5 protein-coding genes and 1 pseudogene are annotated in these 5,437 nt (G+C 58.1%); 2 read left to right on the top strand and 4 right to left on the bottom strand.

The genetic code is table 11. The annotated features are described in order from the left end of the window. Positions 1–890 (bottom strand): UDP-glucose 4-epimerase GalE (gene galE, locus DBR18_RS14075; protein ID WP_108590773.1); only part of this gene is annotated, 890 nt, incomplete at its 3' end. Positions 891–1,279: 389 nt separating this feature from the next. Here galE and galU point away from each other — a divergent pair. Both galU and DBR18_RS14065 read left to right on the top strand, forming a co-directional pair. Further along, positions 1,280–2,113 carry a UTP--glucose-1-phosphate uridylyltransferase GalU gene (gene galU / locus DBR18_RS14070; RefSeq protein WP_108590763.1) on the top strand — a complete coding sequence of 278 codons (834 nt, stop codon included), beginning with the start codon at positions 1,280–1,282 and terminating at the stop codon, positions 2,111–2,113. Positions 2,114–2,151: 38 nt separating this feature from the next. Next, complete coding sequence (locus DBR18_RS14065; protein WP_108590762.1) at positions 2,152–2,556, top strand: mannose-1-phosphate guanylyltransferase; 405 nt, start codon at positions 2,152–2,154, stop codon at positions 2,554–2,556. 89 nt (positions 2,557–2,645) lie between these two features. On the opposite strand, the gene DBR18_RS14060 is transcribed toward DBR18_RS14065, so the two are convergent. The 3 genes and pseudogenes from DBR18_RS14060 to DBR18_RS29205 form a co-directional block, all read right to left on the bottom strand. After that, positions 2,646–3,785, bottom strand: a complete 1,140-nt coding sequence (locus DBR18_RS14060) for a GDSL-type esterase/lipase family protein (protein ID WP_108590761.1) — start codon at positions 3,783–3,785, stop codon at positions 2,646–2,648. Between the two features lie 190 nt (positions 3,786–3,975). Next, positions 3,976–5,022, bottom strand: coding sequence for an acyltransferase family protein (locus tag DBR18_RS14055; RefSeq protein ID WP_108590760.1), 1,047 nt, complete (start codon positions 5,020–5,022; stop codon positions 3,976–3,978). A 12-nt stretch (positions 5,023–5,034) separates the two neighbouring features. Then, positions 5,035–5,437: pseudogene (locus DBR18_RS29205) on the bottom strand (hypothetical protein); the annotation flags it as partial.

The raw sequence follows: 5,437 nt of genomic DNA, 5'->3' as shown, positions 1-5,437 counted from the left end.
GCAATATCACCGCTGCGACGCGGCATCACCCGGTACGGCACCGGACGGCCGCTGGCTTGTTCGAAGGCGTGCAGCACTTGCATCACGCTGTAGCCGTCGCCGGTGCCGAGGTTCCAGGTGTGAATGCCCGGGCGTCCGGCAATGGATTGCAAGGCCTTCAGATGGCCATCGGCAAGGTCAACGACGTGGATGTAATCACGCACGCCAGTACCGTCGATCGTCGGGTAGTCATCGCCGAAGATCGACAACTCCCGCAGGCCACCCACCGCGACCTGGCTGATGTACGGCAGCAGGTTGTTGGGAATGCCGTTGGGGTTTTCGCCAATGTGGCCGCTTTGATGGGCACCAATCGGGTTGAAGTAACGCAGCAAGGCGATGCTCCAGCGCGGCTCGGCCTGACTCAGGTCGCGCAGCACGTTCTCGACGATCAGCTTGGATTGCCCATATGGATTGGTCGGAATGCCGGTAGGGAAATCCTCGCGGATCGGCATCTGCTCAGGCTCGCCGTACACCGTCGCCGAAGAGCTGAACACCAACCGGAATACCCCGGCTGCCGCCATCGCCTGACAAAGCGTAATGCTGCCGCCAACGTTGTTTTCGTAGTAGTCCAGCGGCTTGCGTACGCTCTCGCCGACGGCTTTGAGCCCAGCAAAATGCAGCACGGCTTCGATCTGATGTTCGTGGAAAATCCGGTCCAGCAAGGCCCGGTCGCAGACATCGCCACGAATCATCAGTGCGCTTTTGCCGCAAATACCTTCAATCGCGTGCAGTGCCGCATCGCTGCTGTTGCAAAGATTATCCAGGACAACAACTTCATAACCTGCTTCAAGTAGCGCAAGTGTGGTGTGCGAGCCGATATAGCCGGCGCCACCCGTTACCAGAATCTTCATAGCGCGGTCCGTCATTGGATAAGTGACAAGTAGCGTGTCAAGTCCCTTTCATTCAAACTGTGGCGCACCACACAAATAAGGACGACAACAGTCTCGGGCAAAATTAGTTCAACCACTGGCAATAAATATTTTTGCAGGTCAAACTGTATTGCCCGGTACTTATTAGCACTCCAGGTACATTCATCACTATCAACGGATACCGACTAAAAATAACCAATAAGGCAATAGCCGACATCTCATAACATTGTCATGTTTTACCGCCCGCACTAATTGCCATTAACAACCTGACTCAGGTATTAAAGCACTCGTTCAATAATCATTGAAACTTTCACGCCTTCTTTCAGTGCGCGTATCGTTGCCTGTGTTCCATGACTGTCCAGGATACTTTTATGATTCGTAAATGTTTGTTCCCCGCTGCCGGTTATGGCACGCGTTTCTTGCCGGCCACCAAAGCCATGCCGAAAGAAATGCTGCCGATCGTCAACAAACCGTTGATCGAATACGCCGTCGAGGAAGCGCGGGACGCGGGCCTGCAACACATGGCCATCGTCACCGGTCGGGGCAAGCGTGCGCTGGAAGACCACTTCGATATCAGCTACGAACTCGAACACCAGATTCGCGGTACCGAGAAGGAAAAATTTCTAGCCGGCACCCGCGAACTGATCGACACCTGCACCTTCTCCTACACCCGTCAGGTAGAAATGAAGGGTCTCGGTCACGCGATTCTCAGCGGCCGCCCACTGATCGGCGACGAGCCTTTCGCCGTGGTGCTGGCCGATGACCTGTGCCTGAACCTGGAAGGTGACGGCGTGCTGTCGCAGATGATCCAGCTGTACAAGAAATTCCGCTGTTCGATCGTCGCCATTCAGGAAGTCCCGGCCGACCAGACCCACAAGTACGGGGTGATCGCCGGTGAGCTGATTTCCGAGGGCATCTACCGCGTCAACCACATGGTGGAAAAACCGGCGCCGCAGGACGCGCCGTCGAACCTGGCGATCATCGGTCGCTACATCCTCACCCCGGACATCTTCGACCTGATCGCCGATACGCAACCGGGCAAGGGCGGCGAGATCCAGATCACCGACGCGCTGATGAAACAGGCGCAGAACGGTTGCGTGCTGGCCTACAAGTTCAAGGGTCTGCGCTTCGACTGCGGCGACGCCGAGGGTTACCTGCAGGCAACCAATTTCTGCTACGACAACGTCTACCTCAAGGGCCGCTGAGACGGCCCCCGCCCACTTCTCTTTTCAGGAGGCAACCCATGAACATGGCACAACATGCGGCAGAGATTGAACGGGAGGTGGGCAACCTCGGAGCGGTCAGCTGGTTGCCTCGCCACCAGCCGTTGCTCAGCGCCAATGAGTCGTGGCTGGGCAGCATTCTGCTGGTGGAGCGCATCGGCATGTTTCCCGCGTCCGGCGACATTCGCCGGGCGCTGGCCGATCCCTATCCCCTGCTCGCCCATCTGAAACAACGCTATGCCGGGCAGGCGCTGGAAATGGACGATCGCGATGGCCTGAAGGTGATCTTCAGCGACTGGCGCTTCCGCGTGCGCCTGTGCTGCAACGAGCCGGCGATCATCATCAATGTCGAGACAAGGTGTGCCACGCAATTGATGCCACAAAAGACTGCCGAACTCCTGAGCGAGATCGATCACTTCCAATAAAACACAACCCTGTAGGAGCTGCGGCACGCTGCGATCTTTTGACTTTGTTTATAAGATCAAGATCAAAAGATCGCAGCGTGCCGCAGCTCCTACAGGGGTTTTGTGGTGTCGCAACTGGCTGTGTTGATGCCGCTGACGATCCAGCGATAGAAGTAATCGGCGATCACCTTGCCGCCCGTGGCCGGTTGCGGATGAATCTTGTCCGGGCCGATCATCGCCGCCGCATAGCGTTTGACGTCCGGGCCGAACGCGCATTGCAGATTGGCGAAACCCAGCTGTTGCTCATGCGCCCACGGCTGCAGCACTTGCACATACGCCGACATCGGATAAGCGCTGGAGCGGGTGGTGTCCTGCCGCATGATCAGGTTGATGCTCGCCGCCGGTTGAATCTCACGGATCATCGCTACCAGGCCCTGAACATTGTGCCGGTACTGCTCAGGTTTGACGCCGAAGCCCTGGTCGTTGCCGCCGAGCATGATCAGGTAAACGTCGGCGGGGATTTTCGATACGGCGGCTTTCCACTGCACCTGCCAATGCGGATCGTTGTGATAAAAGTCCGCAGAGGCCGCGCCGGAGGCTGCCAGTTTCGAGACGCGCACGCCATTCTGCTCGTTGCTCATCCACAGGCCAAACAGGGTCGGCGCACCCTTCACCACTTCCAGTTTGAACGACCAGTCTGGCGCCGAAGTGAGACCTGCGAGCGGCACTTCCTGTACGCCCGAACCTGTGAGCTTCAAGGGTTGCCAGTCTTGCGACGGCGTCCAGCGGTAGCGCAGTTCTGAGGACTCGCCGTTGCCCAGGTAGAGCAGTTTCGCCAGAGTGATTTGAGTGTCGATGGAGGGCGTCGGGCTGGCATCGATTTGCAGCCAGGCGCCGGGTTTGCCCGTCACTGTGCGGCTGTCGGGGCTGGCCTGGCCGAGGCCGGATACCTGCCAGCCACCGCCGAAGTATTTTTTGCTGTTGCGGGTGTATTTGAAATGCGTACCGCCCAGCGCCGCGCCATGGTTGAAGCCGACATAACCGGGACCGGCAAACCCAACCTCCCCGGCCACGCGCTGCACCAGTTTGTTCAGGTAGAAATCCTGCCCGGCGCTGTAGCTGTCGCCAATCACCGAGACCGACAACACCTTCCCGGCCTTGCCTTCGCGCCACTGCGCAAAGCGCTCGCGGGCATCGCCCACTTCGATCACCGACGCCGCGACGGGCTGAGCGTCATTTACTGCCAACATGCATTATTTCCTTCAGTCTGGAATGGCCCCTTCGCGAGCAGGCCCGCTCCCACCCGGATCGATGCCATACACCAATCCCCTGTAGGAGCTGCCGAGTGAAACGAGGCTGCGATCTTTTGATCTTCAACATCAACATCAACATCAAAAGATCGCAGCGTGCCGCAGCTCCTACAGGGATTGGTGTGCGACGTTAAATCCTTTGGGTCTGCACCACCGAAGTAACGCTCGCCGCCGGTTTTTTCTTCGCCGCGCGCTCCCCGAGAAACAGCACTGAGGTGACATTGAAGCGGCTGAAAATCATCGACAACACCACCGGCCCCAACAGACCAAACAGCAAGCCGCTGGCCACCAGAATGCTTTCGTCCTTCACCCCGAGCCGCCCCATGACAAACCGCGAAGTCGCCGCAAACAGCACATGGAACAGAAAGATCGCGTAAGAATAACCGCCCAGCCAAGTCAGCCACTTCGAACGCATGTCACTCGACAGCAAAGCGATGCAGGACACGCAACCCACGGTCAATCCGATCAGGCTGCGGCGGTCGACGATCAACTCGCGATCAATCGCCGCGACATACAGCAGCGTCAGCGAAATCAGCACAAACACCAGCGGCCCGATCACCTTGAGCCGTTGCTTCAACGCCTCGACATTTTCCTGGCCGATCATCCCCGCCACAAAAAACGGCAACAGATAAATCGCGCCATTGATGCCGAACGCATCGAGCTTGAACGGCGGCAACAGAAACACCACAGCGGCAAACGCGAACAGCGCATACACGCGCGTCATCGAGCGCAGCATCCCGCGCCATTCCAGCAGACCGACGAACATGAAAATGATGAACACCGCCTGCAGAAACCAGAAGTGATTGACCGGCACCCAGAACGACAACAACGCATCGATCACACCGACGTCCTTGTTCACCCCCGGCCCCACCGCCTGCAACACCGAGAACGGCACGCCGACGCAAAACAGCGGCACGATCAGCCGTCGCACCTTGCCGCTGAAGAACGCAGAAAAGTCATTGCCACGGATTTTGTAGATCGAATAGATGTAGCCGGAAATGAAGGTGAACAGCGGCATGCGCACGTACACCATCGAGTCGGCGATCACCCGGAACGGCGAGCCGATATCGATCTTCAGGCCCCCGCCCAACGGGCCAATGACGTGGTAGAGCACCAGCAAAAGGCACGCCAGGCCGCGCAGGGTTTCGATCTCCAGGGACTTTTTCTTGCTCGACATACAGCACCCGCCTCAATTCAGAACTCTTGATTCAACCCGCACCGGTTTGTTCGCGCGCAACATCAATCCCAGGCCAACGAACAGCACCGGCACCACCATGGAAAAGTGCCGGGCGAAGGAGCCGAAGTCCGGCTCGAACAAGCCTTGCACCAACAGGAACGCCAGCGGAATCGCGATCAGTTCCTTGGGTTTGGTCTCGATCGGGGCGCCTTTGTAATCGGTGGAGGTGATGACTTTGAACAGCAGCAGCGCGGTCATGATCATCAGCGCCACAAAGATCACCTGGCCCGGCCCCGACAACAGAATCAGCTCCACCGGGAACGACAACCGGAAGAAAATGATCATCGAGTCCAGCGCCTGAGAGACGAAGTCGCTGCCGCTGAGCCACGACACGATCAGCGATTTCGAACCCTCC

The organism is Pseudomonas sp. HMWF021 (assembly GCF_003061005.1).
Classification (GTDB): Bacteria; Pseudomonadota; Gammaproteobacteria; order Pseudomonadales; family Pseudomonadaceae; genus Aquipseudomonas.
This window is presented reverse-complemented; position numbering and strand designations above follow the sequence as displayed.

Bases quoted from the DNA above. Each gene is read 5' to 3' on its own strand.
- galU (WP_108590763.1), top strand. From the start codon at position 1,280: ATGATTCGTAAATGTTTGTTCCCCGCTGCCGGTTATGGCACGCGTTTC.
- DBR18_RS14065 (WP_108590762.1), top strand. From the start codon at position 2,152: ATGAACATGGCACAACATGCGGCAGAGATTGAACGGGAGGTGGGCAAC.
- DBR18_RS14060 (WP_108590761.1), bottom strand. From the start codon at position 3,785: ATGTTGGCAGTAAATGACGCTCAGCCCGTCGCGGCGTCGGTGATCGAA.
- DBR18_RS14055 (WP_108590760.1), bottom strand. From the start codon at position 5,022: ATGTCGAGCAAGAAAAAGTCCCTGGAGATCGAAACCCTGCGCGGCCTG.